At 73.4% G+C, this 26,507-nt stretch carries 26 protein-coding genes and 1 tRNA gene; 16 read left to right on the top strand and 11 right to left on the bottom strand.

All coding sequences use genetic code 11. The features are described 5' to 3' along the window. Positions 1–6: 6 nt before the first annotated feature. Genes H505_RS0106055 through H505_RS0106040 form a run of 4 tightly spaced genes read right to left on the bottom strand, consistent with a single transcriptional unit; the run spans position 7 to position 5,460 of the window. The gene (locus tag H505_RS0106055; protein ID WP_026401268.1) at positions 7–1,083 is read right to left on the bottom strand and encodes a type III PLP-dependent enzyme domain-containing protein; all 1,077 of its coding nucleotides are present in this window, start codon (positions 1,081–1,083) and stop codon (positions 7–9) included. Next, positions 1,080–2,669, bottom strand: coding sequence for an IucA/IucC family protein (locus H505_RS50915; RefSeq protein WP_026401267.1), 1,590 nt, complete (start codon positions 2,667–2,669; stop codon positions 1,080–1,082). Before H505_RS50915 ends, H505_RS0106055 begins: the two co-directional genes overlap by 4 nt. Next, positions 2,660–4,297 carry an IucA/IucC family protein gene (locus H505_RS50910; RefSeq protein WP_211238402.1) on the bottom strand — a complete coding sequence of 546 codons (1,638 nt, stop codon included), beginning with the start codon at positions 4,295–4,297 and terminating at the stop codon, positions 2,660–2,662. Before H505_RS50910 ends, H505_RS50915 begins: the two co-directional genes overlap by 10 nt. Beyond that, positions 4,294–5,460: an ATP-grasp domain-containing protein gene (locus H505_RS0106040; protein WP_026401266.1), complete on the bottom strand. Its 1,167-nt coding sequence runs from the start codon at positions 5,458–5,460 to the stop codon at positions 4,294–4,296. The genes H505_RS50910 and H505_RS0106040 overlap by 4 nt, the downstream gene beginning before the upstream one ends. A gap of 133 nt (positions 5,461–5,593) precedes the next feature. Here H505_RS0106040 and H505_RS0106035 point away from each other — a divergent pair, with 133 nt between their 5' ends. Next, a complete protein-coding gene (locus tag H505_RS0106035; RefSeq protein ID WP_026401265.1) occupies positions 5,594–6,202 on the top strand; it encodes an HD domain-containing protein in 609 nt (202 codons plus the stop codon). On the opposite strand, the gene H505_RS40045 is transcribed toward H505_RS0106035, so the two are convergent. Further along, a complete protein-coding gene (locus tag H505_RS40045; protein ID WP_034516847.1) occupies positions 6,188–6,496 on the bottom strand; it encodes a DUF4031 domain-containing protein in 309 nt (102 codons plus the stop codon). The genes H505_RS0106035 and H505_RS40045 overlap by 15 nt on opposite strands. 97 nt (positions 6,497–6,593) lie before the next feature. Here H505_RS40045 and H505_RS0106025 point away from each other — a divergent pair, with 97 nt between their 5' ends. Both H505_RS0106025 and nudC read left to right on the top strand, forming a co-directional pair. Next, a complete protein-coding gene (locus tag H505_RS0106025) occupies positions 6,594–7,976 on the top strand; it encodes a dipeptidase (protein ID WP_026401264.1) in 1,383 nt (460 codons plus the stop codon). 70 nt (positions 7,977–8,046) lie between these two features. Next, positions 8,047–8,958: an NAD(+) diphosphatase gene (gene nudC, locus H505_RS0106020; protein ID WP_026401263.1), complete on the top strand. Its 912-nt coding sequence runs from the start codon at positions 8,047–8,049 to the stop codon at positions 8,956–8,958. 82 nt (positions 8,959–9,040) lie between these two features. On the opposite strand, the gene H505_RS0106015 is transcribed toward nudC, so the two are convergent. Then, complete coding sequence (locus H505_RS0106015) at positions 9,041–9,334, bottom strand: mycoredoxin (RefSeq protein WP_026401262.1); 294 nt, start codon at positions 9,332–9,334, stop codon at positions 9,041–9,043. A 154-nt stretch (positions 9,335–9,488) separates the two neighbouring features. Between H505_RS0106015 and H505_RS0106010 the strand changes: the two genes are divergently transcribed. The 5 genes from H505_RS0106010 to H505_RS0105990 all read left to right on the top strand — a co-directional run bounded on the left by H505_RS0106010 (position 9,489) and on the right by H505_RS0105990 (position 13,919). After that, positions 9,489–11,558 (top strand): ATP-dependent DNA helicase UvrD2, encoded by a 2,070-nt coding sequence (locus H505_RS0106010; protein WP_026401261.1) that lies wholly within the window; start codon positions 9,489–9,491, stop codon positions 11,556–11,558. 62 nt (positions 11,559–11,620) lie between these two features. Then, positions 11,621–12,481, top strand: a complete 861-nt coding sequence (gene tesB / locus H505_RS0106005) for an acyl-CoA thioesterase II (protein WP_026401260.1) — start codon at positions 11,621–11,623, stop codon at positions 12,479–12,481. 215 nt (positions 12,482–12,696) lie between these two features. Beyond that, positions 12,697–13,101 (top strand): hypothetical protein, encoded by a 405-nt coding sequence (locus H505_RS0106000; protein WP_026401259.1) that lies wholly within the window; start codon positions 12,697–12,699, stop codon positions 13,099–13,101. 122 nt (positions 13,102–13,223) lie between these two features. Beyond that, positions 13,224–13,502, top strand: a complete 279-nt coding sequence (locus H505_RS0105995; protein ID WP_051300364.1) for a WhiB family transcriptional regulator — start codon at positions 13,224–13,226, stop codon at positions 13,500–13,502. Between the two features lie 201 nt (positions 13,503–13,703). Next, entirely contained in the window at positions 13,704–13,919 is a 216-nt protein-coding gene (locus H505_RS0105990; protein WP_026401257.1) for a hypothetical protein, read from the top strand. 206 nt (positions 13,920–14,125) lie between these two features. Here H505_RS0105990 and H505_RS0105985 read toward each other — a convergent pair whose 3' ends face one another. Then, the gene (locus H505_RS0105985) at positions 14,126–15,457 is read right to left on the bottom strand and encodes an ABC1 kinase family protein (RefSeq protein WP_026401256.1); all 1,332 of its coding nucleotides are present in this window, start codon (positions 15,455–15,457) and stop codon (positions 14,126–14,128) included. 174 nt (positions 15,458–15,631) lie between these two features. Here H505_RS0105985 and H505_RS0105980 point away from each other — a divergent pair, with 174 nt between their 5' ends. The 3 genes from H505_RS0105980 to H505_RS0105970 all read left to right on the top strand — a co-directional run bounded on the left by H505_RS0105980 (position 15,632) and on the right by H505_RS0105970 (position 17,797). Next, positions 15,632–16,420, top strand: coding sequence for an enoyl-CoA hydratase/isomerase family protein (locus H505_RS0105980; protein ID WP_051300306.1), 789 nt, complete (start codon positions 15,632–15,634; stop codon positions 16,418–16,420). Between the two features lie 208 nt (positions 16,421–16,628). Next, on the top strand, positions 16,629–17,171 hold the full coding sequence (locus H505_RS40040; RefSeq protein WP_084549902.1) for a M48 metallopeptidase family protein: 543 nt from the start codon (positions 16,629–16,631) through the stop codon (positions 17,169–17,171). Next, complete coding sequence (locus H505_RS0105970; protein ID WP_051300304.1) at positions 17,168–17,797, top strand: hypothetical protein; 630 nt, start codon at positions 17,168–17,170, stop codon at positions 17,795–17,797. The genes H505_RS40040 and H505_RS0105970 overlap by 4 nt, the downstream gene beginning before the upstream one ends. 35 nt (positions 17,798–17,832) lie before the next feature. Here the strand turns inward: H505_RS0105970 and H505_RS0105965 are convergent, their stop codons facing one another. The 3 genes from H505_RS0105965 to H505_RS0105955 are packed head-to-tail and all read right to left on the bottom strand — an operon-like array spanning position 17,833 to position 20,050. Then, positions 17,833–18,393, bottom strand: coding sequence for an NUDIX hydrolase (locus H505_RS0105965; RefSeq protein ID WP_034516846.1), 561 nt, complete (start codon positions 18,391–18,393; stop codon positions 17,833–17,835). Positions 18,394–18,434: 41 nt separating this feature from the next. Then, the gene (locus tag H505_RS49700) at positions 18,435–18,611 is read right to left on the bottom strand and encodes a hypothetical protein (protein WP_157432914.1); all 177 of its coding nucleotides are present in this window, start codon (positions 18,609–18,611) and stop codon (positions 18,435–18,437) included. Then, a complete protein-coding gene (locus H505_RS0105955; RefSeq protein ID WP_026401252.1) occupies positions 18,608–20,050 on the bottom strand; it encodes a zinc-dependent metalloprotease in 1,443 nt (480 codons plus the stop codon). The genes H505_RS49700 and H505_RS0105955 overlap by 4 nt, the downstream gene beginning before the upstream one ends. Positions 20,051–20,141: 91 nt before the next feature. On the opposite strand from H505_RS0105955, the gene H505_RS0105950 reads away from it, so the two are divergent. Further along, positions 20,142–21,227, top strand: a complete 1,086-nt coding sequence (locus H505_RS0105950; RefSeq protein WP_026401251.1) for an NAD-dependent epimerase/dehydratase family protein — start codon at positions 20,142–20,144, stop codon at positions 21,225–21,227. 73 nt (positions 21,228–21,300) lie between these two features. Here the strand turns inward: H505_RS0105950 and H505_RS40035 are convergent, their stop codons facing one another. Beyond that, positions 21,301–24,105, bottom strand: coding sequence for a UPF0182 family membrane protein (locus H505_RS40035; RefSeq protein ID WP_233617816.1), 2,805 nt, complete (start codon positions 24,103–24,105; stop codon positions 21,301–21,303). A 184-nt stretch (positions 24,106–24,289) separates the two neighbouring features. On the opposite strand from H505_RS40035, the gene H505_RS0105940 reads away from it, so the two are divergent. The 4 genes from H505_RS0105940 (at position 24,290) to H505_RS0105925 (ending at position 26,484) form a co-directional block, all read left to right on the top strand. Then, a complete protein-coding gene (locus H505_RS0105940) occupies positions 24,290–24,820 on the top strand; it encodes a PPA1309 family protein (RefSeq protein ID WP_026401250.1) in 531 nt (176 codons plus the stop codon). Positions 24,821–24,836: 16 nt separating this feature from the next. Next, a complete protein-coding gene (locus tag H505_RS0105935; protein WP_026401249.1) occupies positions 24,837–25,283 on the top strand; it encodes a molybdenum cofactor biosynthesis protein MoaE in 447 nt (148 codons plus the stop codon). A 28-nt stretch (positions 25,284–25,311) separates the two neighbouring features. After that, on the top strand, positions 25,312–26,358 hold the full coding sequence (locus H505_RS0105930; RefSeq protein ID WP_026401248.1) for a YlbL family protein: 1,047 nt from the start codon (positions 25,312–25,314) through the stop codon (positions 26,356–26,358). Between the two features lie 52 nt (positions 26,359–26,410). Then, positions 26,411–26,484: transfer RNA gene (locus H505_RS0105925), tRNA-Met, on the top strand. The last annotated feature ends 23 nt before the right edge of the window (positions 26,485–26,507 follow it).

Below are 26,507 nucleotides of genomic sequence, written 5' to 3'. Positions count from 1 at the left end.
GGCCGGTCAGGGGAGGTAGTGGAAGGTGGGTTTCGGGTGCATCAGGAAGTCGTGGTGGGAGATGTTCCAGGCGTAGGCGCCGGCCATGGCGAAGGCGATGACGTCGCCGGGTGACAGGGGCGGGACGGGGGCGTCGCTCGCGAAGACGTCCTTCGGGGTGCAGAGCTGGCCGACGAGGGTGGCGCGGGTGGTCGGGGCGGCGGTCGAGGTCAGGACGTCGAAGGGCTGGTCGTGGCCCTTGGTGACGGGGGTCCGCAGGTGGTGGGTGCCGCCGCGCAGGATCGCGTAGGTCTCGCCGCGGGTCGTCTTCACGTCGAGGACGTCCGTGACGTACCAGCCGTGGTACGCGGTGAGGGCGCGGCCGGGTTCGACGCGCAGGCGGACGTGCGCGGGCAGGCCCGCGCCGTAGGTCTCCCAGTCGAAGCGGGCGCCGGGGGCGGTGTAGTCGACGGCCATGCCGCCGCCGATGTTGATCTCCGGGTCGGTCGCGCCGTGGTCGGCGAGGAACGGGAGGGCCCAGGCGGTGATGCGGGACGCGAGGTCGAGCATCGCGGGGGCGTCGAGGCCGGAGGCGAGGTGCGCGTGGACGCCGCGGAGGGTGAGGTCCGTCGCGCGGATGCGGCGGGCGCACTCGGCGAGCGCGGCCTCGTCCATGCCGAACGGGCCGCTCATGCGCAGGGCGGCGTCCCCCGTGGGGATCGGGAGGTTCGCGCGGAGGAGGACGTCCGCGGGGCCGAGGGCGGCGAGGCGGTCGAGTTCGCGGGGGCTTTCGACGTGGACGCGTTCGACGCCGAGGTCGCGGGCCAGCGCCAGTTCGTCGTCGGTCTTGCCGGGGCCGCCGAACGCCAGGGGGGTGTCCGGGAGCGTCTCCCGGACGTGCGCCAGTTCGCCGCCCGAGGAGACTTCGACGCCGTCCACGTGGGGGGCGACCGTGCGGAGGATCTCCGGGTCCGGGTTGGCCTTCGCGGCGTAGTAGAGCTCGGTGGGGCCGAGGGCCGCGCGGACGGACGCGACGTGGTCGTTCAGGCCGCGCAGGTCGTACACGTACGCGGGGAGCCGTTCGGGGACGTCGTCGAGGTTCACAGCGGTCGCGCCAAGGGGTTGGGGGCGGGGACGTAGGCGGCGCCGCGGTCGGCGGCGCGGGACCAGCGGGTCCGCAGGTTCGCCTTCGCGGGCAGCGGCACCCCGGCGAGGAGCGCGCGGACCTGCGGGTGGTGGCCGTGGGCGGCGAAGTGGCGGCGGGCGGCGGCCCACAGGCCGAGGTCGGGGTGCAGGTCGGCGACGGCGGCGGCGATCTCGGTGAGGTGGTTGATCAGCAGGCAGTAGACGACGCGGTTCCAGCCTCGGTCGGGCGCGTAGGTGAGGCTCTCGGCGACGCGGGGTGGGAGGTGGGAGAGGTCCCGGCGGCCCTGGACGAGCTTGGTGCCTTCGAGGTCGCGGAACGCGGCGCGGACCGGCGTCCCGTCGGTGTCGACGCAGACCAGGACGTTCTGCAGGTGCGGCTCCAGGACGACCCCGTGCTCCAGAAACGCGCGCAGGACGGGCGGCGCGACGTGGGCGACGTAGGCGTCCCACCAGGCGAGTGCGCCTTCGGGGGTCGACAGGGCGGGGAAGGAGCGCAGGAGGGTGCCGTAGGGGTCGGCCAGGGCGCCGGCGAGGAGCGGTGTACCGGGCAGGTGCTTGACGCCCTGCCGCAGGATCACGCCCAAGCCCTCGTACAGGCGGCGGTCCGCGAGCGTGACGGTGCGGTAGGCGGGTTCGGCCAGGAACGTCATGTCCGTGGCCGCGAACACCGGGGCCAGGAGGTCGTTCAGTGCGATCGCGCCCGACAGTTCGTACCAGGCGTTCTTGCGCACGCAGTTGGTGATGCGCACGTCGAGGCTGAACTTGCAGAAGACGTCGGCGTCCGGAAGGTAAACGGTCCGGACGGACGAGGTCGGCACGGCTTCGGCGTCGGACGGACCCAGGTCGGTGAGCAGCCCGGTCTGGAAGGCGCGGTGCAGGCGGTCGGAGAGCAGGGTGAGCTGCCACGGGTGCGCGGGGACGAGGCGGCGGCCGGGGCCCGGGGGCGGGCCGTGCTTCTCCAGGGTCGCGAACGCGTCCGGGTCGCCTTCTTCGGCGACGAGTTCCTCGGGGACGGCGAGCCAGTGCGGCCGGAAGCGCGCGCGGGCCTCCGGCGCGTACTTGAGCCAGTCGCCCGGTGCGCCCTGCCGCGCCTTGGGGGACGGGTGGAAGCGGTGCCCGGCGACGAGCGACTGCTCGGACGCGATGTACGGGTCGTCCCGCGGGGAGGCGTCCCCGCGCGCCTCGATGATCGCGGCGAGGGCGGTGCGGCTGTCGTCCACCTGGGCGAGGAACTCGGGGTTCGCGCGCCCGGTCGCGAGTTCGAGCTCGCCGGCGACGAGGTCGGCGAGCCGGCGCCACGGCGCGGGCGTCCAGGCGTCGCCGCGCCGCTCCTCGTAGGGCGGTTCGAGCCGGTAGGTGGGGCCGGCGGGCGGCCGGGCCAGGCGGGCGCGCAGGACGACGCCCGCCCGCGGCAGCCGGACGACGAGGCGCCGGCCGTCCGCGCGGACCTGCTGCTCGGGCGCGCACACCTCCCGGATCAGGCAGTTCAGCAGTGCCGTCGCGGTGGCGTCGTCGGCCGAGAGGGCGGGGTCGGTCAGCAGCACGTGGTGTCCCGTAGGTAGTTGGGCCCGGCCGGGCCGTAGTGCTTGTTGATGTCGGCGGAGCCGGTCCTGGCCTTGGCGACGAGGGTTCCGGCGGTGACCATGGCCTTGCCCGGCAGCGCGGCGGCGTCGAGGGTGCGCGAGCGCAGGAACGCGTCGCCCGGTCCGAGCGCGGCGGCGAGCCGGTCGCGGACGAGCGCGCGGCCCGTCCGCCAGGGGAGCAGGCCGCGCTCGGCGAGGCCGACGGCGGGCGCCGCCGCGCACAGGTGCAGGGTGATCGTGACGAAGACGCGGGCGAGGGCGTCCGGGTCGCGGGTCGTCATGCGGCGGTCGATGAGGTCGCGCGGGTCGGCGTCCGGGACGGGCGGGAGCCGTTCGCGGAGCCGGACCGGGTCGATGAGCGCGCCGTCGTTGTCCTTGAGCAGGAGGCGGAGCGGGCCGTCGCCGAGGACGAGCGACACGTTCTGCTGGTGCGCTTCGAGGGCGATGCCGTAGCGGAACAGGGTGACGTTCCAGGAGAACAGTGCGTCGAGGTAGGAGGCGAAGAGGGACTCGACGTCCCAGCGTTCGATGACGTGACCGTGTTCGGGTGCCTCGGCCAGTAACGCCGCGACTGGGACGACGTGCGCGCGCGCCGTCTCGGGTGGGAAGCGCCTTACGAGGTAGCCCAGCAGCGGGTTCTGCGCGTGCCCGTACGTCTGCTCGTCCGCCAGCAGGACGGGCAGGGACGGTTCGCGGTCGAGGACGCGCCGCAGGATCCGCTCGACGAGCGCGCCGTCCGGCAGCGTGCCGGGCACGATCGTGCGGCGGTTCCGCAGCCCGAGCGTGCTCGTCGGCAGCGGCACCTTCACGTGCTCGAGCGGCGCCGCGGCGACCGTCCGCATCGACAGCGTCGGCGCGACCCGCAGGTACGGGTCCGGTGCGAGGACGGCGCCGGGCTGCTCGCGGACGTGCGGCGCGGCGAGCGGGTGCACGGGGAACAGCGCCCCGCCGGGCGGCAGCCCGACGTCGGACGGCGCGGGCCACCACGGCGGCGGGTCGCCCGCGAGGACCGCGTCCCGGACGGACGCCCACCGCAGCGGGAACGCGGGACCGAACTCGGGCGCGTACCGGCTCAGGTCGGCCGGGCCGAGGCCCGCCCGGCCGAGGCCCGTCGGGTGCACCGGGTGCCCGCCGTACGCGGCGAGGGTCTCGTAGAACGTGCCCGGCCCGGTGCGGAGCGCGTCCGGGACGCGGGCGAGCCGCCGGTACACGGCGGGGCGCGCGGCCAGGTGCAGCTCGGCGACGGCCAGCGCGTCCCGGCATTCGCGCTCGAACGCGGCGACGTCGTCCGTGGGGTGGGCGAGGACCCGGACGGCGCGGAAGACGTCGTCCAGGGTGAGCCCCTGCGCCGGGTCCACCCGGACTTCCGACAGGAACGCGGGGCGCGCCTCCACGAGCCGTACGGGACGGCTCGGCAACCGCAGGGTCCGCCCCCGGACGAGCCCCCGCAGGCCCGCGTAGTCCTCCCGCAGCAGGGCGTCCAGGACGCGCGCCGCGAGCGGCCCCTCCGGGTCGGCGGGGACGGCGGCGCGGGCGGGGCCGGGACCGGCGGCGGGGGAGCCCGGGGACGCGGCGTCGCCCCCGGTCACGCGATCGTCCACTCGTGGGCGGCGCGGAAGCGGGCGAGGGCCGCCCGGACGCCGTCCGGGTCCGGCCCGATCGCGCGCACGGTGCCCAGGTAGTCCCGGTTCGTCCGGGTGAGGGCGACCTCGTCGCCGACGGCGCGCTGCGGCCGGTACGCGAGCCGCACGCCGCCGTCGTCCAGTTCGACGGGGCCGGGCGCGGCGGCCAGCCGGCCGGGGCGGTCGGCGATGACCGGCTCGGCGACCGCGTGCCCGCGCGGGCGCGGGACGGCCGGGGCCAGGCGCTCCCCGAGGTGCGCCCGGAGGATCTGCTCGTGCAGCGGGACGCCCAGCAGGTCGGCGAGCAGGAAGTCGCAGTGGTCGCCGATCAGCCGGTAGTTCACCTCGATGATCCGGGCGCGGCCCGCGTGGACGACGAACTCGGTGTGGCACGCGCCGAACCCCGCGCCGAGCGCCTCCAGCTGGGCGAGGACCTGCGGCGTCTCCGGGGGAGGAGGCGCCCATTCGAGGCGTTCCTCCACGAAGTGCGGCGGCGGGGACACGTCCGTGCGGAACGACCCGAGCACCCGCACCTCGTGCCCGTCCCCGAGGGTCTCCAGGGTGTGCAGCGTCCCGGGCAGGTACTCCTCGGCGACGAGCGGGTCCGCGCGCCGCGCGCCGATCTCCGCGACGCGGGCCCGCAGCTCGGCCGCGTCCCGCACCAGCAGGACGTCCTCGCTGGCGACGCCCTCGCGCGGCTTGACGACCAGCGGGTACGGCGCGTCCGCCGGGACCGCGCGGGCGTCCGCGGAGAAGACGGGGTCGAGGTGCGCGAGGTGGCGGCGGGCCAGCGCCTTGTTCTTCGCCCGCGCGGCCGCCCGCCAGTCCTTGCCGGGCAGCCCGAAGTACGCGGCGGCCAGGGCGGCCGGAGCCTGGAGGAAGTCGCTGTTGGAGAACACCCCGGCGGGCGTCCCGGGCGCGGCGGTCCGGTCGATCCGGTCGATGACGTCCCGGAAGTCGGAGACGTCGCATTCGACGACCGCGCGGACCGGCGCCGGGGCGTCCGCGTGCTCGGCGGGACGGTCGGTGAGCAGGACCACGTCCAGCCCCAGGCGTCCGGCGGCGGGCAGGAACCCGTGCGTCACCGAGTCGGTCGCCTTGCCGGCGGCCAGGTAGAGGGAGGCGGCCACGAGGGGGCCTTTCCAATGAGGTAAGCCTTGCCTAACTCCAGATCGCCCACCATAGTGGCGGCACGGCACCCCGCGGGCAAGAACGATGGCACCGCGTGTCTCCCGCCGTCCCCGGATCCGCCAAGATGGGCCCATGGACCTCATCGAGCGGTGGGTCGCGCTGGCCGGGCCGCACACCCGGCACATCGGCGCCGAGCTCGACGCCCGCTACGGCGAACCGCACCGCCGCTACCACACCCGCGAGCACCTCGCCGCCGTCCTCGACCTCGTGGACGAGCTCGCCGACCACGCCGCGTCCCCCGACGTCGTGCGGCTCGCCGCCTGGTTCCACGACGCCGTCTACGACCCCGAGCGCGCCGACAACGAGGAGCGCAGCGCCCGCCTCGCCGACCGCATGCTCACCGACACCGACCTGCCCCCGGGCGACGTCGCCCGGGTCGTCCGGCTCGTCGAGCTGACCGCCGCGCACGCGCCCGACCCCGGCGACCGCGACGGCCGGGTGCTGTGCGACGCCGACCTCGCGATCCTCGGCGCCGCACCCGACGCGTACGCCGCCTACGCCGCCGCCGTCCGCGAGGAGTACGCGTTCGTCCCCGAGGAGCTCTACCGGGCCGGACGCGCGCAGGTGCTCGAGTCCCTGCTCGCGCTGCCGTCCCTGTTCAACACGCCGCCGGCCCGCGCGCGCTTCGAGGAGGCCGCACGGCACAACATCCAGACGGAACTGGCCCTACTGAAAACCTGACGCATCGGCCACGGCCGAGCGCGCGCGCAGCGACTCCCGCACGACCTTGCGGCGGCGCAGCCCCGCACGCGTCAGACGCGACAGCAACTCCTGGCAGCCCACCGGTACCGCCCCCTGCACGACCGCCGCCTGGTACAACTCGGACGGGACGTCGTAGTGGTCGCGGTCGAACGCGCGCGGCGGCATCCCGAGTTCCTCGGCGAACGCGTGCAACTCCGCGTACGACACGTCGCTGACCATGTGCGACCACACCCGGCCGCGCGCCGGCCACAGCGGCGGATCGATGAGGATCAAGAGGCCCTCCCGTGGGCGAGTGCGGCGATCCCGTACTGTGCACGACAGTACGACGACATGCAAAGGGGCATGGCACGTGAACGACGCAGTCGAGAACATCGACGTTGTCGGATACATCCGCGGCGAGCGCGACCGGTTCGTCGCCGACCTCAAGGAATGGCTGGCGATCCCGTCCGTCTCCGGCGACCCCGCCCACGCCGGCGACGTCCGCCGGTCCGCCGCCTGGCTCGCCGACCACCTGCGCGGCCAGGGCTGGCCCACCGTCGAGGTCTGGGACACGCCCGGACTGCCCGCCGTGTTCGCCGAATGGCCCGCCGCCGACCCGGACACCCCGTCCGTCGTCGTCTACGGGCACCACGACGTCCAACCCGTCGAACCCCTCGACGCATGGGACACCGACCCGTTCGCCCCCGTCGAGGACGGCGACCGCCTCATCGGCCGCGGCGCGTCCGACGACAAGGGCCAGGTCTTCTTCCACACCCTCGGGCTCCGCGCCCTGCTCGCCGCGACCGGCGCGCAGGCCCCGCCCGTCACCGTGAAGCTCCTGGTCGAGGGCGAGGAGGAGTCCGGCTCCCTGCACTTCGCCGACCTGCTGCGCGCGCACCGCGACCGCCTCGCCTGCGACGCGGTCGTCATCAGCGACACCACGATGTGGGCCGCCGACGTCCCGTCCATGTGCACCGGCATGCGCGGCCTCACCGAGGCCGAGGTCACCCTCCGCGGCCCCGCCACCGACCTGCACTCCGGCTCGTTCGGCGGCGCCGTCCCGAACCCGCTGCACGCGATGGCGGCGCTCCTCGCCGGCCTGCACGACGCCGACGAGCGCGTCACCCTCCCCGGCTTCTACGACGACGTCGTCCCGCTGACCGCCGACGAGCGCGCCCTGTTCGCGAAACTCCCGTTCGACGAGGCCGAGTGGCTCCGCACCGCCGGGAACAGCCGCGCCCCGCACGGCGAGAAGGGCTACACGACCCTCGAACGCGTCTGGGCGCGCCCCACCGCCGAGATCAACGGCATGTGGGGCGGGCACACCGGCGCCGGCGGCAAGACGATCGTCCCCCGCGAGGCCCACGCCAAGATCTCGTTCCGGCTCGTCGCCGGCCAGGACCCCGGCAAGGTGCAGGAGTCGTTCCGCGCCTGGGTCGCCGAGCGCACCCCGCCCGGCGTCGAGGCCGAGGTGCGGATCCCCGGCGGCGGCGTCCGGCCCTGCTTCTCGCCGATCGACTCGCCCGGCGTGCTCGCCGCCCGCCGCGCCATGGAGCGCGCCTTCGGCCGCGAGGTGCTGTTCACCCGCGAGGGCGGCAGCGGCCCCGAGGCCGACCTCGCCGACGTCCTCGACGCGCCGCTCATCTTCGTCGCGGTCGGGCTGGACGACGACCGCATCCACGCACCGAACGAGAAGGCCGAGATCCCGCTGCTGCTCAAGGGCGCCGAGACCGCCGCGCACCTGTGGGAAGAACTCGCCGCCGCACTGCGCTGACACCACCGGCGGCGGCGCCGACCGCGCCGCCGCCGGCACGGCCCGCGGCGACACGAACAGGGGGAGACACATGACGGTGACCGACGGCCCGCTCGAATGGCTGGCGCTCGCGCGCGGCACCCTGGACCGGGCCGCCGAGCGGCGCCGCGACGACGCCTGGCTCGCCGCGGCCTGGGACGACCCGCGCACCCGCGTCCTGGCGGTGCACGAGGGCCGCGCCCCGGTCGTCCACGAGCCCGCGCCCGCGCTCGTCTTCGTCCCGCCCGCCCAGGCCCCCGACGGCGACCGCCTCTTCCTCGGCGTCGACGCCGACGGCACCGCCTACTTCGCGGTCGCGGGAGACGTCGCCGTCGAGGGCGCCGACCGGGCCGGCCTGCGCCGCGTCGGCGCCGTCCTCGGCGACCGCGACTCCGGGCTGCTCACCCACGCCGTCGCGCTCCAGCACTGGCACGCCACCCACCGGTTCTGCCCCCGCTGCGGCGCCGGGACGCGCGTGGCGCAGGGCGGGCACGTCCGCGTCTGCCCCCGCGACGGCGCCCAGCAGTTCCCCCGCGTCGACCCGGCCGTGATCATGCTCGTCACCGATCCGGACGACCGCGTCCTGCTCGCCCGCGGGCCCCAGTGGCCCGCCGACCGCCGCTCGATCCTCGCCGGGTTCGTCGAACCCGGCGAGTCCCTCGAACAGGCCGTCGCCCGCGAGGTCCACGAGGAGGTCGGCCTGCACGTCCGGGACGTCCGGTACCTGGGCAGCCAGCCGTGGCCGATGCCGCAGAGCCTCATGCTCGGCTTCACCGCCGCGACCGACGAGACCGCGCTGCGCCCCGACCAGGAGGAGATCGTGGACGCCGCCTGGTACACCCGCGACGACCTGCGCTCCGCGCTCGACGCGGGCGACATCGTCGCCCCGGGCCCGCTGTCCATCGCCGCCCAGCTCATCATGCGCTGGTACGGCGGCGAACTCCCCAACATGCCCCCGTTCTGACCCCGGGGTCCGCGCGGACGCCGAAGGCCCGCCGACCGGGCTCGGGTTCCGGCGGTCGGCGGGCCTTCGCAACGCGGTGGGATCAGGCCCCGGCGGCGAGTTCCGCCAGGTGGCGCTTGACTTCCTTCGCGCTCGGGTTGGTGAGGACGATGTCGGAGCCCGAGATCGTGACCGTCGGAACCGTCTGGTTCCCGCCGTTCACGCTCATCACGAACTCGGCGGCCTTCGGGTCGCGCTCGATGTCGATCTCGACCATCTCGATCCCGTCCCGGGCGAGCTGGCTCTTGAGGCGCCGGCAGAAGCCGCACCAGGTCGTCGTGTACATGGTGAGCTGCCCGGCGGGCACCTCGGCCCGGTCGGCGGTGGGCGTCGCCATCGGTGCGTCGTCCTCCCTCGTCGTTCCTACGGTCGCGCGAGATCGCGCGTACGGAAGAACACTAGATGCCCGATTCTCATTCCGTGCGGACATCGGCCGTCCACAATGCGCGGGACGGGCCGACCCGGTCGGTGACTGCTGCGAACATGGGGGGATGTCGTTGGAGTCGGTGCTGGAGGGACTCGATCCCGAGCAGCGGGCCGTCGCGGAGGCGGTACGGGGGCCGGTGTGCGTCCTGGCGGGGGCCGGGACGGGCAAGACGCGGGCGATCACGCACCGCATCGCGTACGCGGTGCGGTCCGGCGTGGTCGCCCCGCAGCGGGTGCTGGCCGTGACGTTCACCACCCGCGCCGCGGGGGAGCTGCGCGGGCGGCTGCGGGCGCTCGGCGCGCCCGGCGTGCAGGCCCGCACGTTCCACGCGGCGGCGCTGCGGCAGCTCACCTACTTCTGGCCGCGCGTGGTCGGGGGCGAGCCGCCGAAGATCCTGGAGTCCAAGATCCGGGTGGTCGCGGACGCGGCGCGCGAGATCGGCGTGTCGCTGGGCGGCGGCGAGCTGCGGGACGTCGCGGGCGAGATCGAGTGGGCGAAGGTCACGCAGCACCGCCCCGAGGACTACGCGGCGGCGGCCGCGCGGGCGGCGCGGCGGCCGTCCGTCGAGATCGCCGACGTGGCCCGGACGTACGCGATGTACGAGGAGCTGCGGCGGCAGCGCAACCTGCTCGACTTCGAGGGGATGCTCGAGCTGACCGCCGCCGTGCTGACCGAGCACCGGGAGGTCGCCAACCAGGTCCGCGACCAGTACCGGTACTTCGTCGTCGACGAGTTCCAGGACGTCAACCCGCTGCAGAAGATGCTGCTCGACACCTGGCTCGGCGACCGCGACGACATCTGCGTCGTCGGCGACCCCAACCAGACGATCTACTCGTTCACCGGCGCGAGCGCCGCCCACCTGCTGAACTTCACCGCCGACCACCCCGGCGCCAAGGTCGTCCGGCTCGTCCGCGACTACCGGTCGACGCCGCAGGTGGTGGGGCTGGCGAACGGGCTGCTCGGGCGGGCGCCCGCGTCCGGGCACGCGCTGGAGCTGGTGGCGCAGCGCCCGGACGGCCCCGCGCCGCTGTTCAACGAGTACGACGACGAGATCGCCGAGGCCGACGACACCGCGCGGCGCGTCCGCAAGCTCGTCGACGAGGGCGTCCCGTCCCGCGAGATCGCGATCCTGTTCCGGACGAACGCGCAGTCGGAGACGTACGAGTCGGCGCTCGCCGCCGCGAACGTCCCGTACGTCCTGCGGGGCGCGGAGCGGTTCTTCGAACGGCCCGAGGTGCGCGAGGCGGTCGTGCGGCTGCGGGGCGCGGCCCGCGCGGGCGCCGACGCCGAGACCGACGGCACCGGGCTGATCCGGACGGTGCGGCACGTGCTGTCGGGCGCGGGGTTCTCCGACCGCCCGCCCGAAGGGGCCGGCGTTGCGCGCGCGCGGTGGGAGTCGCTGGCCGCGCTGGCGCAGCTCGCCGAGGACATGGCCGCCGACGACCCGCGGGCGGGGCTGCCCGAGTTCGTCGCCGAACTGGAGGAGCGCGCCGCCGCCCAGCACGCGCCGCCGCTGGAAGGCGTCACCCTCGCGTCCCTGCACGCCGCGAAGGGCCTGGAGTGGGACGCGGTGTTCCTCGTGGGCCTCGCCGAGGGCACCGTCCCGATCATCTACGCCAAGACGCCCGCCCAGGTGGAGGAGGAGCGCCGCCTGCTCTACGTGGGCGTCACCCGGGCACGCGCCCACCTGCACCTGTCGTGGGCGCTGTCGCGGTCGCCGGGCGGGGCGCAGGCGCGGCGCCCGTCCCGGTTCCTGGACGGCCTCACCGGCAAGACCGCGACGCACACCCCGGCCCGGCTCGACCGGTCGGCGAAGCGGCGTCCGGCGAAGGGGCCGCAGCCGTGCCGGGTGTGCGGACGCCCGCTGACCGCGGCCGTCGAGCGCAAGCTGGGCCGCTGCGAGGACTGCCCGGCCGAGCTGAACGAGGAGCTGCTGGCCGCCCTCAAGGACTGGCGCGCCGAGGTGTCGGCCGAGCAGCGGATCCCCGCGTACGTCGTGTTCACGGACGCGACGCTGCAGGCCATCGCGGAGCACCGGCCCGAGTCGCGGGAGGAACTCGCCCGGATCCCGGGTGTGGGCAAGGTCAAGCTGGACCGCTACGGCGACGCCGTCCTCGGCCTCTGCGGCGTCTGAACGGGCCCTCCGGGCCAGGGTGAGAGGCCGGTCACACGGCCGGATGAGGGAGACTGTCGGGCGTGAAGGAGACTCTGAAGGCTCTGCTGGACCTGCTGGACCTGGAGCAGATCGAGAACGACATCTTCCGCGGCCGCACGGCCGAGGAGCGGCGGCAACGCGTCTTCGGAGGGCAGGTCGCCGGGCAGGCGCTCGTCGCCGCCGGCCGCACCGTCCCGGTCAACCGCCCCGTGCACTCGCTGCACGCCTACTTCCTGCGGCCGGGCGACCCGCTCGTCCCGATCGTCTACACGGTCGACCGGGTCCGCGACGGCCGGTCCTTCACCACGCGCCGCGTCACCGCCGTCCAGCACGGCAAGGCGATCTTCACGCTGTCCGCGTCGTTCCAGATCGTCGAGGACGGCCCGGAGCATCGGGCGCCGATGCCGGACGCGCCCGACCCGGAGACGCTCCCCGACTCGCTCACCCGGCTCACGCCCCTGTTCGGACGGCGCGGCGCCGAGGAGTTCGTGAACCGGCGGCCCATCGACATCCGGCACGCCACCCCGCTGACCTGGGAGGCCGCCAAGGATCCGGCGCTGGCCACGCCGGAGTCGAAGGTGTGGCTGAAGGTCGACGGGGAACTCCCGGACGACCCGCTGCTGCACGTGTGCCTGATGACGTACGCGTCCGACATGACGCTCCTGGACACCGTCCTGCTCAACCACGGCCTCGCGTGGGGCGACAAGCGGACGATGGGCGCCAGCCTCGACCACGCGATGTGGTTCCACCGCCCGTTCCGCGCCGACGACTGGCTGCTCTACTACCAGGACACCCCGTTCGCAGGGGGCGCACGCGGGCTCGCCCGGGGGCAGGTGTTCACCCGTTCGGGGGAATTGGTGGTGTCCGTGATGCAGGAGGGGCTCGTCCGCGTTTCGGACTGATCGTCCCGCAGCTCTCCCGAGAGTTTCGACGCGGTCGGAACGGCGCGGGTTCCCCGCGATCTTGGTGAAGTGGCCCACAAAACCGCAGGTCAAAAATACCTTGCTCGATTTGCCGAAGTCCCCGTAGTCTCGTACGCGAGCAATCAGGCGGCCGCCTGGTGGATCTTGGTCCGCCCGGTCCGGCCCGAGGAGCCAGAGAGGTGGTGTGCAGTCCGGTGATCTTCACGATGTTCTCGAACACGCCGTCCCGGAACGCCGCATGCCCCGGCTCCCCGACCGCCTATTCCCCGGTGTCCGCCGACGCCCCGCGCATGGCCAGAGTGCGCGGCGCGTCCGCCGGCACCGGCGGTCACGAGCCGATCAGCGGATCAGTCCTCGGCTACGAGGCGATCCCTGCCGTCCGGCGTTGTGCCGAAATCGGCGAGCAGCCGCGTGACCTGCGCGATCTCCGTGATCTGCGCGGCGTCCGCCGTGCGCAGCGATTCCAGGACGAGCAGGGGTGGAGTGTCTTCGACCACCTTCTCGAAGACGTGACCATCCAGGCTTCGGCCACGGCCCGCAAGGGCGCCACCCTGATGGGCGGCGTGTCGGGTCCGTACCCCTGGAGGCGACCGGTCTAGCAAGACACCGGCAAGCCCCCCAGGCCGCGGATCCAGACACCGGATCCGCGGCCTTCTCTTTTGCCCAGACAACCCACCGACACGCCCGTTGAGATCCAACGAGAGGAACAAGGGTGACTGTGATGCAGGGGGCTCTCGCAGTGAGCGAGGAGGACCTCACGCTTCCGTGCCGGACCGACCCGGAGCTGTTCTTCGCCGAGGACCCCGCCGACGTCGAGCTCGCCAAGGCGCTGTGCCAGGAGTGCCCCGTCCGCAAGCAGTGCCTCGCCGGGGCGCTCGAGCGGAAGGAGCCCTGGGGCGTCTGGGGCGGTGAGCTCTTCGTCCGCGGCGTGATCGTGCCCCGCAAGCGGCCCCGCGGCCGCCCCCGGAAGCACCCCCGTCCGGAGGACGTGACCGTCTGAGGGACGGACGACGGCAGCCGCTCACGCGAGCATCGGCGCGGCGACCGCGGGTGATGTGCCCGGGTCGCGCGCCGGACCCGACCGCCGGCGGAGGGCGCGTTTCCGAATTGATACGCGCCTTCCGCCGACCGAAGGGAAACACGAAGACCCCAAAGGGGAAATAACACCCGGGAAGGCATTTCAGAGACCCGGGAGGACGAAATGACGACGATGACCGAAGGACTCGGGATCGAGCCCGAGCCGGCGCCCGCGATCGCCGCCGACGACCTGGCCGTCCGGGTGCGCGCCCTGCGCCGGGCCCGCCGGGACGCGCAGATCCGCGCGTCCCGCGTCCGCCGGGTCCTGCTCGCCCCGACGGCGGCCCCGGACCCCTACGCGAACCCGCGCGGCCGTCCACGGAGGCACGGCCGGGCCTGACCCGGGGTCCGCGAGGTCGCAGGCGGCCGCGCGTCCGCACCCGGCCCCGGGCGCGACGCCGCGGAACGCCTCCCGGCGGACCCGCAAGAGGCGTCCGGCCCCCCACTGCCGGACGCCGCGAAGAAGGGGCCCTGCCCGCCGCACCGGCGCGCAGGGCCCCTTTTTCTTGCTTGCTTGCTTGCCCCTCGGCGTCGCGCACGGAGGGGTCAGCCGGTGACGAGTTCCTCGTCTTCGTCGTCGGCGAAGCCGGGGATCCACTTGCGGGACTCGGCGCGGGCCGGGATTTCGCAGTCGAGCTGGCACAGCACGCCGGTGCCCGCCGACAGGACGCGGTGGATGATCACGTACTCGGGCGGGAGGTTGAGCTGCCGCACCACGTTCGTCGGGCGCAGGTCGGTGACGCGGGCGGCCTGCTCGCGCAGCCACTCGCGGTTGAACCGGAACGTCTCGGTGACGAACGGCTCGGTGATCGGCGCCAGGAACCCCTGCAGCGACTCGGCGTCGATGTCGACGTCCTCGCGGATGAAGTCCTCGCGGCGCAGCGCGTCCTCGACCTCGTCGATGTCGGCCATCGTGCCGATGCGCAGCAGCAGGCCGAGGCGCTGCTGGAACCCGCCCGGGATGTGGTCGACGGCGCCGAAGTCGAGGACGCCGAGGCGCCCGTCGTCGAGCAGCCGGAAGTTGCCCGGGTGCGGGTCGCCGTGCAGGAGCTCGGACCGCTTCGGGCCCGACAGGAGGAACCGGCAGTACAGGAGCGCGGCGTGGTTCCGGGTCTCCTGGTCGCCCTCGCTGATGATCTTCGAGAGCGGGGTGCCGTCGATCCACTCGGTGACGAGGACGTCGCCGGACTGGGCGATCACCTCGGGGATGTAGAAGTCGGGGTCGTCGAGGTACGCCTCGCGGATGATCGTCTGCGACTCGGCCTCGATCTCGTAGTCGAGCTCCTCGGCGACGCGCTCCTTCAGCTCCGCGAGCATCGTCTTGACGTCGAGGCCGGGCATCAGCACGCCGAACATGCGGCCGACCCGGGCGAGCTGGTTGAAGTCGCTGATCAGGGCCTTGCCGGCGCCGGGGTACTGCACCTTGACGGCGACCGTGCGGCCGTCGTGCCAGACGGCCTTGTGCACCTGCCCGATGGACGCGGCGGCGGCGGGCTCGTCGTCGAACTCGGAGAACGAGTCGCGCCAGTCGTCCCCGAGCGCCTGGGCGAGGACCTTGTGGACGGCCGAGGCGGGCAGCGGGGGAGCGGCCTCCTGAAGCTTCGTCAGGGTGGCGCGGTACGGGCCGGCGATCTCCGGCGGCAGCGCCGCCTCGAAGATCGACAGCATCTGGCCGAGCTTCATCGCTCCGCCCTTGAGTTCGCCGAGCACCTTGAACAGCTGCTCGGCGGTGCGCGTCTGGATCTCCATCGCGACGGCCTCGGCGGGCCGCCCGAAGGTCCGCTTCCCCACGCCCAGGGCGGTACGCCCCGCGAAGCCGAGGGGGAGGGACGCCAGCTTTGCTGACCGCGTCACCGCGCGGCGGGGAAGATCGCTCACCCGGCCATTGTCCGCGATCGGCCGCCGTTTCCGCCACAGTGCCGGATGAACAATCGCCATGGCCGGAAACGGTGAACTCGCGTGACCAGCGAAAATGTGGTAAGTGTGCGCTTTCTCACGCGTCTCGGCGCCCCGCCGCGCGGCGCTCGCGGGCCGCAGGGTACGGTGCGTCCCGTGCCCGAAGAGCTGCTCGTCGAACGCCGGCCGGACGGAATCGCCGTTCTCACCCTGAACGATCCGGATCGCCGCAATGCGATGGCCGATGACATGACCGCGGCCTGGAAAAAGGCCGTCGCCGACCTGCGCGCCGATCGCGACGTGCGCTGTGTCGTGATCACCGGTGCGGGCAGCGCGTTCAGTTCCGGCGGCGATCTCTCCTGGCTCGCCGACACGAACTCCGTGGCCGTCCCCGCGCTGCGCGACCGGATGCTGGAGTTCTACCGGACGTGGCTCGCCGTCCGGGACCTGGAGGTCCCGACGATCGCCGCCGTCAACGGGCACGCCGTCGGCGCCGGGCTCTGCCTCGCGCTGGCCTGCGACCTGCGGTACGCCGCCGAGGACGCCAAGCTCCTCGCCCCGTTCACCGCCCTCGGCCTGCACCCCGGCATGGCCGCCACCTGGCTGTTCCCCGAGGTCGCCGGGCTGCCGATCGCCCGCGAGATGCTGCTCGCGGGGCGCGTCCTCACCGGGGCCGAAGCGCAGGCGTCCGGTTTGGTGAACCGCGCCGTCCCCCGGGAGCGGGTGCTGGCCGAGGCGCTGGAGGTCGCCGGACGCGTCGCCGCGCAGGCGCCCGTCGCGACCCGGCTCACGAAGGTCGCGCTGGCCGGAGGAGGCCACCCCGACATGGAGTCCGCGCTGCGCTGGGAGTCGCTCGCGCAGCCCGTCACGATGGCCACGCGGGACATGGTCGAGGGCCTCACCGCGCAGCGGGAGCGCCGCGCCCCGCGCTTCACCGGCGAATGATCAATACCACGGATCGGGGCGTCTAACGGCCGCGATCGGCCCGGCGTAGGTGGCGCGGACGTGTGCGGACGCCTATGAGGTAGTTAAAAGATGGCGTCTGACCTGCGAAAACGCCAAACACCCCCTGTGGCGGACGCAAATTTTTGGGTACGGTTCTGGCGTGCCCCCAAACGTTGAGGTCCGCCGCAGCTCCCGCCGCCGGCGGACGGTGTCCGCCTACCGCGACGGGGACAAGGTGGTGGTGATGGTTCCGTCAAGGCTGAGCAAGGCCGAAGAGGAACAGTGGATCGCGACCATCCTGGAACGGCTGGAGGAGCGCGAACGCAAGCGGCGTCCCAGCGACGCCGACCTTGAGTCCCGCGCCCGCGAACTGTCCCGCCGTTACCTGGACGGCCGTGCCGATCCCGTGAGCGTCCGCTGGGTCGACAACCAGCGCACCCGCTGGGGATCGTGCACACCCGACGACGGGACGATCCGGCTCTCCACGCGGCTGCGCGGCATGCCCGGCTGGGTCGTCGACTACGTCCTGGTCCACGAGCTGGCGCACCTGCTGATCCCCGGCCACGGCGCCGACTTCTGGGAACTGGTCGGCCACTACCCGAAGGCCGACCGCGCCCGCGGCTACCTCGAAGGCGTCGCCGCCGCCGCGCACCTGCCCATGGAGGCGGACGCGCCCGGCGACGACACCGGCAAGGACGCCCACCGCGGCGACGCCCTGCACCGCGCCCGGCGGTACGAGGTCGCCGGTTGAGCACCGCCCGCCTCGCCGCGGTGCTGTCGCACGCCCGCGGCGGTTCCGGCGCGGCGCCGCCCGGCGTCGACCCCGACGCGTTCCGGCTCGCGCTGCTCGAGGACGTCTGCGAGGTCGTCGCCGGCCTCGACCTGGTCGCCCCCGCCCTCGTGCTGGATCCGCCCGACCAGCCGGACGCCGAGGCCGTCACGTGGCCCGGCACGCTGGTCGTCCGCGCCGCGACCCCCGCGGACGCGTTCGCCGCGCTGCACGCCGCCGGCGCGGCGGAGGCCGTGCTGGTCGCCGGCGACGCCCCCGACCTGCCGCCGCTGCTCATCGGCAAGCTGTTCCGCGCGCTCGGCCAGGCCCCGGCCGCCGCGTGCGCCGCCCGTCCGGACGGGCTCGCCGCGCTCGCCGCCCGGCTCCCGCTGCCCGGCTGGCTCGCCGCCGCCCTCACCGGCGTCGACCTCGACACCCCCGACGCGCTCGCCCGGCTCCGCGCCGCCGCGCCCCGCCCCGGGCTCGTCCCGCAGGGACCCGGCTGGCACCGCATCCGCACCGCCGCCGACCTGCGGTACCTCGACCCGGGGCTGGAGGGCTGGGAGACCACCCGGGCCCTGCTGGAGGGGCACCCGCTGCGCGGCTGAACCCGCGTGCGCGGGCCCCGCATCCGCTCGGCCGGTCAGACCCGCACGGCCCGCGCGACGAGGCGGCGCAGCGCGTCGTCCGTCGGCTCGGGCAGCGCGTCCACCGGGAACCACGCGAGATCGTCGGACTCGTCGCTCACCACGTGCCGCGCGCCCGGCGGCGCGACCGCCGCGTACTGGACGTCCAGGTGCCACGAGCCCTGCGGATGGCAGCGCACGGCGTGCCGGTCGAGCTGGACGGGACCCTTCCCCAGCAGCCGCAGGCCGCGGATGCCCGACTCCTCCGTCGCCTCCCGCAGCGCCGCGTCCGCCAGCGTCGCGTCGCCCGGCTCCAGGTGGCCGCCGAGCTGCAGCCACGCTTTGATCTTCGCGTGCAGCGTCAGCAGCACCCGGGTGCGCGTCGCGTCCAGCACGATCGTGCTCGCCGTGATGTGCCCCGCCGCGCACTCCCGCCACAGGCCGTCCTGCGTGTGGTCGCGCAGGTGCCGCAGGAAATCGAGCGCCAGCTCGCGCTGCGCGTCGTCCGGCGCCTGCCAGCGGCGCAGCACGTCGGTCACGTTCCTGCCGAGGGTGACGGTGGCGAGCAGGCGCTCCATATCACCTGTCAATGCATGTCACCCGTCATGCGCGTCACCCGTCATGCGCGCCCGATGCGCGGGTAGCGGGAGTTGACGAGATGGCGCCGCCGTCGCTCCTGGTCGATGGGCCGCTGCCAGCACAGGCTCGCCCGCGCGACCCGCCGCCGGATCACGTTGGTCGACGAACCCGGCTCGTACCGGCAGCCGCTCACCCGGTGCGGCCGCTGCCGGCTCACCGCCGCGGCCCCGCGTCGCCGTCGGGCCCCTCGTCCGGCCCGTCGTCCTTCTTCCCGTCCTCGGACCCGGTCTCCTCGGGCCCGGTCTCCTTGGACTCGGTCTTCTCGGACTCGGTCTTCTCGGACTCGGTCTCCGGGACGTCCTCGCCGCGGGTCAGCTTCGACAGGTCGAGGTCCGACAGGCCCTCCTCGCGGCCGTGCACGAACCCGTCCGGGTCGTCCAGGTCGTCGGAGGTCGGCAGCAGGTCCGGGTGGTCCCAGACCGCGTCGCGGCCGTCCACGCCCCGCACGTCCGTCAGCGTCCGCCACAGCGCCGCCGCCTCGCGCAGCCGCCGGGGCCGCAGCTCCAGCCCCACCAGCGTCGCGAACGTCCGCTCCGCCGGACCGCCGGTCGCGCGGCGCCGCCGCACCGCCTCCGCCAGCTTCCCGGCCTCGGGCAGCCGGTTCTCCGCCGCCCGGTTCACGACCGTGTCGACCCAGCCCTCGACGAGCGCCAGCGTCGTCTCCAGCCGGGCCAGCGCCGCCTTCTGCCGCGGCGACTCCTCCGGCTGCAGCGAGATCTCACCGCCCAGCGCGTCCTGGATCGCCTGCGGGTTGCTCAGGTCGAGGCCCTGCACGGCCTGCTCGATGCCCGACAGGTCGACCGTGATGCCGCGCGCGTACTCCTCGACCGCGCCCAGCAAGTGCGACCGCAGCCACGGGACGTGCGCGAACAGCCGCTGGTGGGCCGCCTCGCGCAGCGCCAGGTACAGCCGCACCTCGTCGCCGGACACCTCCAGGCCCGACCCGAACGCCTCGACGCCCGCGGGCAGCAGCGCCCCGACGCCGTCCGGCGCCAGCGGCAGCCCGACGTCCGCCGAGCCGGTCACCTCGCGGGCCAGCTCGCCGAGCGCCTGCCCGGCCTGCCCGCCGACCATCGCGCCCGCCATCTGCTTGACCATGCCGATCAGCGGCCCGGCCATCGCCTGGACGTCCGCGGGGATCTCGCCGCCGCCGAGCGCGCCGCCCATGGACTCGACCATGCGCGCCGCGATCGGGTCGCAGACCTTCGCCCACACCGGCAGCGTCTGCTCGATCCACTCCGACCGGCTCCACGCCTGCGGCGTCCGGATGCCGGCGGGCAGCGTCGTGCCCTCGTCGAGCCACAGTTCGGCCAGCCGCAGCGCCTCCTCGACCTGGCGCCGCTCGGCGTCCACGATCGACGGGTCGCCCTTCTCGGACACCGAGTGCCGGGCGATGTTCTTGGCCAGATCCCAGTTCAGGGGGCCGCCGCCGGGGCCGCCCGCACCGGCCGCGCCCTGGCCGCCGATCATGTCGGCGAAGCGGTGCAGCATGTCGGCGAACTGCGCCATGTCGCCGCCCATGGCCTTGAATGGATCCTGGGGCCGGTCGTCGTCTCCGTCACCGGGACGGTTGAAGCCGAAGGGAGTGTCACTCATATCGGTTCGCCCCTGGGATGCATGATGGGCTCATATCCGCAACGTTAGCCGGTCCCGGCAAGGTCGCGAACAAAAGGAAGGGGGCACCTCCGTGGCAACGGGCAAGGTTCGCCCTCGGCGTAGCAAGGGCCCGGTCGTCGCGGTCACCGGCGCGGCCACCGGGGCGGGGCGGCTGCTGGCCGCCCGGCTCGCCGAGCGCGGGGAGATCCGCAAGGTCGTCGCCATCGACGGGCAGCGAGGGGACGTGCCCGGCGTCACGTGGCGCGTCATGGACGTCCGCGACCCGCTGCTGTCGGGCCGGCTGTCGGACGTCGACGTCATCGTCCACCTCGACGTCGAGCAGTCGCCCGAGATCGACCAGCGGGAACGCCGCACCCACAACGTGCGGGGCGCGCAGACCGTCGTCACCGCCGCGGCCGCCGCGCGCGTCCGCCGGGTCGTCCTCGTCACCAGCGCCATGGTGTACGGCGCCGAGCCCGGCAACGACGTCCCGCTCCCCGAGGACGCGCCGCTGCTCGCCGAGGCCGACACCGGCATCGCCGGCGACCACCTGGAGATCGAGGAGCTGGCCGCCGCCGCGCCGCGCACCCACCCCGGGCTCGACGTCACCGTCGTCCGCCCGGCCGCGCTCGTCGGGCCCGGCGTCGACACCCTCGTCACCCGCCACTTCGAGGCGCCGCGGCTCCTGTCGGTCAAGGGCAGCACCCCCGGCTGGCAGTTCTGCCACATCGAGGACCTCGCGTCCGCCCTCGACCTGGTCGTCACCGAGGACGTCCCCGGCCCGGTCGCCGTCGGCTGCGAGGGCTGGATCGGCCCCGACGAGGTCGCCGAGATCACCGGCAAGCGCGGCTTCGAACTGCCCGCCGCCCTCACCTTCGGGACGGCCCAGCGGCTGCACCGGCTCGGCATGACCCCGGCGCCCGCCACCGAACTGCGCTACGTCGCCTACCCGTGGGTCGTCGACTGCGCCCGGCTCCGCGCCGCCGGCTGGAAGCCCATGTACGACAACGCCGCCGCCCTCCGCGGGCTGATGGACGAGATCGCCGGACGGCACGCGGTCGTCGGCCGCCGCGTCGGCGGCCGGGAAGCCGCCGCCGCGACCGCCGCGGGCGCCACCGTCGCCGCGATCGGCGCCGCCGCCGCGATCCGCCGCGCCCGCAAGCGCCGGCGGGTCTGACCGCGGACGCGCGGACGGCGAGGGCCGCCGCCCGGGTGCGGGCGGCGGCCCTCGGTCGTCCTCGCGGCCCCGGCTACGACTCCGGCTTGGCCTCCTGGGCGGTGGCGAGCGCGTCCCGCGCCTTCTTGATCGCCTCCCAAGCCTGGCCCATCTTGTCGTAGTCCAGGTTCTTCTGCGCGTCCTCGTAGTCGGTGACGGCCTTCTTCAGATCGTTGATCGCCTGCTGCGCCTCCGGCGTGAGGGCGCCCCCGGCACCGGCGTCGCCGGCCGCGGGCTCACCGCCGTCCGCCTGCTCGCCCTCCTTCTCGTCGCCGGGCGGGGCGCCGTCCCCGACGATCTGGTTCAGCGCCTCGTCCAGCGTGTTCGCGAGGACGATCGTGTTGCCGTACCGCGCCAGCACCGCGCCGAGGACGGGATACGGCTGCTTGGCGCTCTCCTGGATCGCGTACATCGGCTCCACGTACAGCAGCCCGCCGCTGAACGGGATCGTCAGCAGGTTGCCGCCGACCGTGTCGGTCTGACCGAGCCTCAGCTCGTTCAGGTCCTTCTTGACGCCGGGATCGGTCTCGAACTCGTTCTGCACCTGGCTGAGGCCCGGCGGCTGCGCGTTCCGCGGCATCTGCAGGACGCTGATCTTGCCGTAGTCGCGTCCGGGCGTGGAGCCCACCGCCATGAACGCCGCGAGCTGCTGGTTGTTGCGCGGGTTGAACACCGTGGTCAGCGAGAACGACTTCTGCTCCTCGCCCGGCAGCCGCAGGCTCTGGTAGTAGGGCGGCTGCCGCTTGCCCTTCGCGCTCGGGTCCTCCGGGACCTCCCAGAAGCCCTCACCGCTGTAGAAGGCGGCCGGGTCGGTCACGTGGTACTTCGCGAGGATCGTCCGCTGCACCTTGAACAGGTCCTGCGGGTAGCGGAAGTGCTTCTCCAGCTCCGGAGGGATCTGCGACCGGTCCTGGACGGTCCCGTCGAAGACCTTCATCCACGTCTTGAGGATCGGGTCCTTGTCGTCCCACTGGTACAGGCGCACCGAGCCGTCGTAGGCGTCCACCGTGGCCTTGACCGAGTTGCGCATGTAGTTGACGTGGTCGTCGGCCTGCCGCGCCACCGCCGACCGGGTGTCGGTGATGGTGTCGCGGGTCGCCTCGCCGAGGCTGATCTCCTCCGAGTACGGGTAGTTGTTCGACGCCGTGTAGCCGTCGACGATCCAGACGATCCGCCCGTTCACCACCGACGGGTACGGGTCGCCGTCCAGCTTCAGCCACGGCGCGGCCTTCTGCACGCGCTCCAGCGGCGACCGGTCGTACAGGATCTTCGCCCCGTCGTTGATCGCGCCCGACAGCAGCAGGTTCTTGTCCTGGAACTTCGTCGCGTACAGCAGCTTGTTGAAGAACGCGTCGATGGAGACGCCGCCGTCCCCGTCGTAGTTGCTCGTCTGCTGGCCGTTATCGCTGTTGTCGGGGTAGTTCAGCTCCTCCTGGCCCTTGCCGCCGACCACCGAGTACGTCGGCGTCCGCTCCCCGAAGTAGATCTCCGGGCGCGCCACGTTGATCCGCTGGTTCGCCGACACGGGCATGTCGCGGGTGATGTAGTCCGGCACGCCGCCGCCGGCGAGCCGGTCCGCGTACGCCGACACGAACCCGTACCCGTGCGTGTAGACCATCCGGTCCTTGATCCAGCTGTGCTGCCCCTCCGGCGCGCCCGACAGTTCGCGGAGCGCGACGACCGTGTCGACCATCTCCCCGTCGATCTCGTACCGGTCCATGTCGAGGATGTCGGGGAAGTTGTAGAACGGCCGGATGCGCTGCTGCTGCTTGAACGTCTCGCCCACGACGTTCGGGTCCAGGATGCGGGCGCCGTCCAGCTTCTCCGCCTCCGCCCGCATCGTCGCCTGATCGGTCTTCGGCTGCCCGCCGTACTGGACGAGCTCGGCGCCCTCCACCCCGAAGGCGTTCCGCGTCGCCTCGATGTTGCGCTCGATGAACCGGCGCTCCTTCGCCAGCTCGTCCGGCTTCACCTGGAACTGCTGGATCAGCAGCGGGTACATCCCGCCCAGCAGGATCGCCGACAGCACCAGCAGCGTGAAGCCCACGCCCGGCAGCATCATCCCCCGGCGCAGCAGATTGCTGAAGAACATGATCGCGCACAGCACCGCGATGACCGCCAGGATCGTCTTCGCGGGCATCAACGCGTTCACGTCCGTATAGGACGCGCCCGTCGTCACGCCCCGTTCCGAATGGACGAGCCCGTACCGGTCGTACCAGTACGCGACCGCCTTCAGCAGGACGAACAGGCCCGCGAGCACCGACAGGTGCGCCCGCGCGGGCGGGCTCGCCTTGTCGCCCGGCCCCTGCAGCCGCAGCCCCCCGTACAGGTAGTGCACCATCACCGCGGCGATGATCGACAGGATCACCGTCGTGAACACGACGCTCAGCAGCAGCCGGATGAACGGGTACGTGAAGACGTAGAACGAGACGTCCTTGTGGAACTGCGGGTCCTCGACGCCGAACGACGTCCGGTTCATGAACGCCAGCCACGTCGGCCACTGCCCCGACACCGACGCGCCCGTGAAGACGCCCAGCAGCCCGAGCATCGTGATCGCGATCAGCCGCCGCCGCGGATCGATCACCGACCGGTACCGCTCCAGCCCCTGCTGCTCCACCGACAGCGGCCGGTACGCGGGCCGCAGCCGATAGGCCACCAGGACGTTCGCGCCCACCAAGAGCGCCATCAGCAGTCCCGCCCCGAAGAACAGGACCGCCCGCGCCTGCAGTTGCGTCGTGAAGACCGTCTCGAAACCGATCGACCGATACCACAGCAGGTCGGTATAGAAGGCGGTGAAGACTAGAAAAGCCACCAGCAACACGGCCAGCGCCACCAGCACAGGCAGCAACAGCCGCGTTCGCCCGCCGCCGGCTCGGCGTCCGAGGCCGGGAGTCCGGAAGGTCAAGGCCCCACTCCGATCGAGATCGCGCCCACCGGCCGCCCGCCGGTGCTGTGTAAGCAACTTACCGACTGGAACGGGGGTTCCAGCATGTCCCCGGACCGATTGGGGGAAAGATGGGCCCGTGAGCCTTCTGGAAGAAGTCGTCCTGGACCTCGAACGCCATACCGCACAGGAAGGATGGGACGCCGCACCCCGCCTCTACGCCCTCGTCCGCAGCTCCGAACTGCGGGCCGCCGAACCCGACCTCGCCGACCAGCTCGGCCTGCCCCCCGACGGCGACACGCTCGCCGCCCTCGAACAGCCCGCCCTCCCCGAACAGGCCGCCGTCGAGGACGCCCTCGCCGCCATCGCCTGGCCCGACGCCGTCGACGGCTGCGCCCTCGTCATCGAACGGGTCGTCCTGCCCCCCGAAGTCGAAGACGACATCCCCGACGACGAAGCCGAAGCCGCCGCGTTCGCCGCGCAGCACCCCCGGCGCGAGGACGTCCGCATGATCGTCGGCGTGCTGCGGGACGGCGCCCGCCACTCCGCCCTCCGGCTCCGCCGCCACGACGCCGACGACGAGGTGCTCGCCGGGCCCGACCTCGTCCCCGCACTCGCCGAAGCGCTCGCCGGCACCTTCGAACCGGACGAACCCGAAGATCCGTCCTGAAGGTAGTGTTCGAGACGTGAACGACGACAGCGCCGAAGCACCCGACGTCATCCGGCTCATCGGCGTCCGCGAGACGCCCCTGTCCGTCGACGAGGTCTTCGGCGCCGTCGCGGACCCCGCCGCCGGCGGCACCGCCCTGTTCGTCGGCACCGTCCGCGACCACGACCACGCGCGCGCCGTCGACGCCCTCTCCTACAGCGCCCACCCCACCGTCGAACGCGAACTGCGCGCCGTCATGGAGAAGGTCGCCGCCGACTTCCCCGTCCGCGCCCTCGCCGCCCTCCACCGCGTCGGCGACCTCCGCATCGGCGACCTCGCCGTCGTCGTCGCCGCGTCCTGCCCGCACCGCGCCGAAGCGTTCGAAGCGTGCCGCCGCCTCATCGACGACCTCAAGGCGCACGTCCCCATCTGGAAGCACCAGACGTTCGCCGACGGAGGCGACGAATGGGTCGGGGCCTGCTGACACCGCCGTGCCGCATAGAGTTCCGACCATGTCTCGTCGTGCCGCCACGCTCACCGTCGCGAGCGTGCTCGTCCTGGTACTGGCCCTCGTCGGCTCCCTCATGCCCGTCCCGTACGTCACGCTGATGCCGGGACCCACGCAGAACACCCTCGCCGACAACGCCAAAGGCGAATCCCTCATCGCCATCGACGGGCGGCAGACCTACCCCACCGAAGGGCACCTCAACTTCACCACCGTCACCTACCGCGGCGGCCCCGGCGGACGCATCGACCTCCTCACCGCCCTCCGCGGCTGGCTCGACGGCGACACCGCCGTCGTCCCCGAAGAGACGATCTTCCCCGAGGACGAGTCGCCCGAAGAGGTCGACGAGCAGAACACCCGGCAGATGCGCGACTCCCAGCAGGACGCCGAAGCCGCCGCCCTGCACGAACTCGGCATCCCCGTCGGCACCCGCGTCGTCGTCGACAGCGTCCAGAAAGGGCGGCCCGCCGACGGCAAACTCAAAGCCGGCGACGAGATCACCGCCGTCAACGGCACCGACATCACCAAAGTGCAGCAGGTCAGCGACGTCATGGGCGGCGTGACGCCCGGCGACACCGTCACCCTCACCGTCCGCCGCGACGGCAACGACACCGACCAGGCGATCACCACCGCCAAAGGACCCGACGGCGGCGCCGTCATCGGCGTCGTCCTCGCCGGCGACTACAAGTTCCCCTTCGAGATCGACATCAGCATCGGCGACATCGGCGGCCCCTCCGCCGGCCTCATCTTCTCCCTCGCCATCATCGACAAACTCACCCCCGGCGCCCTCACCGGCGGCAGGTTCGTCGCCGGCACCGGCACCATCACCCCCGACGGCCAGGTCGGCCCCATCGGCGGCATCGAACAGAAGATGATCGCCGCCCGCCGCGCCGGCGCCACCGTCTTCCTCACCCCCGAAGGCAACTGCGCCGCCGCCGTCAAAGCCCGCCCCGACGGCCTCCGCCTCATCCGCGCCGACACCCTCAAAAGCGCCCGCCAAGCCCTCGACGCCCTCACCACCGGCAACGGCACCGTCCCCGCCTGCACCGGCTGAAACCAATTTGCGCAAGCCCCCCGCGCCCCATAGAGTTAAGACATCAACGCGACGCGGGGTGGAGCAGTTCGGTAGCTCGCTGGGCTCATAACCCAGAGGTCGCAGGTTCAAATCCTGCCCCCGCTACGAATCGGGGATCCCCTGGTCGG

The sequence above is a fragment of the Actinomadura rifamycini DSM 43936 genome, assembly GCF_000425065.1.
Taxonomy (GTDB): Bacteria; Actinomycetota; Actinomycetes; order Streptosporangiales; family Streptosporangiaceae; genus Spirillospora; species Spirillospora rifamycini.
The sequence above is the reverse complement of the archived record's forward strand: the minus strand, read 5'-3'. Positions and strand labels throughout refer to the sequence as shown.

Coding starts and splice junctions, on each gene's coding strand:
- H505_RS0105990 (WP_026401257.1), top strand. CDS start 13,704: ATGACGACGATGACCGAAGGACTCGGGATCGAGCCCGAGCCGGCGCCC.
- H505_RS0106035 (WP_026401265.1), top strand. CDS start 5,594: ATGGACCTCATCGAGCGGTGGGTCGCGCTGGCCGGGCCGCACACCCGG.
- nudC (WP_026401263.1), top strand. CDS start 8,047: ATGACGGTGACCGACGGCCCGCTCGAATGGCTGGCGCTCGCGCGCGGC.
- H505_RS0105995 (WP_051300364.1), top strand. CDS start 13,224: ATGCAGGGGGCTCTCGCAGTGAGCGAGGAGGACCTCACGCTTCCGTGC.
- H505_RS0106015 (WP_026401262.1), bottom strand. CDS start 9,334: ATGGCGACGCCCACCGCCGACCGGGCCGAGGTGCCCGCCGGGCAGCTC.
- H505_RS0105955 (WP_026401252.1), bottom strand. CDS start 20,050: ATGAGTGACACTCCCTTCGGCTTCAACCGTCCCGGTGACGGAGACGAC.
- H505_RS0106010 (WP_026401261.1), top strand. CDS start 9,489: ATGTCGTTGGAGTCGGTGCTGGAGGGACTCGATCCCGAGCAGCGGGCC.
- H505_RS0105930 (WP_026401248.1), top strand. CDS start 25,312: ATGTCTCGTCGTGCCGCCACGCTCACCGTCGCGAGCGTGCTCGTCCTG.
- H505_RS0105965 (WP_034516846.1), bottom strand. CDS start 18,393: ATGGAGCGCCTGCTCGCCACCGTCACCCTCGGCAGGAACGTGACCGAC.